1 rRNA gene is annotated in these 870 nt (G+C 51.3%); it reads right to left on the bottom strand.

From position 1 onward, the window contains the following. Window positions 1–870: ribosomal RNA gene (locus FLK20_RS21390) — 23S ribosomal RNA — on the bottom strand; the annotation flags it as partial.

Raw genomic sequence — 870 nt, 5'->3', positions numbered from 1 at the left:
CCCTCCCCGTCACAGCTCAGAAATGTGTCAGACGGATTTGCCTATCTGACTTCCTTGCATGCTTGGACGCACATCCATCAGTGCGCACTCCTTATCCTCCTGCGTCCCCCCATTGTTCAAACAATCATGAGGTGGTACAGGAATATCAACCTGTTGTCCATCGCCTACGCCTGTCGGCCTCGGCTTAGGTCCCGACTAACCCTGAGAGGACGAGCCTTCCTCAGGAAACCTTAGGCATTCGGTGAAAGAGATTCTCACTCTTTTTTCGCTACTCATACCGGCATTCTCACTTCAAAGCGCTCCACCAGTCCTCACGGTCTGACTTCACAGCACTTTGAACGCTCTCCTACCATTGTTCGTAAGAACAATCCGCAGCTTCGGTGATACGTTTAGCCCCGGTACATTTTCGGCGCAGCGTCACTCGACCAGTGAGCTATTACGCACTCTTTCAATGATGGCTGCTTCTAAGCCAACATCCTGGTTGTCTGTGCAACGCCACATCCTTTTCCACTTAACGTATACTTTGGGACCTTAGCTGGCGGTCTGGGCTGTTTCCCTTTCGACTATGAACCTTATCACCCATAGTCTGACTCCCAAGTTTAAGTAACTGGCATTCGGAGTTTGACTGAATTCGGTAACCCGGTAGGGGCCCCTAGTCCAATCAGTGCTCTACCTCCAGTACTCACTATCTTGAGGCTAGCCCTAAAGCTATTTCGGAGAGAACCAGCTATCTCCGTGTTCGATTGGAATTTCACCGCTACCCACACCTCATCCCCGCATTTTTCAACATACGTGGGTTCGGGCCTCCAGTCAGTGTTACCTGACCTTCACCCTGGACATGGGTAGATCACACGGTTTCGGGTCTACGAC

It is taken from the genome of Oceanobacillus sp. CFH 90083, from assembly GCF_009389585.1.
GTDB lineage: Bacteria > Bacillota > Bacilli > Bacillales > Amphibacillaceae > Oceanobacillus.
The sequence above is the reverse complement of the archived record's forward strand: the minus strand, read 5'-3'. Positions and strand labels throughout refer to the sequence as shown.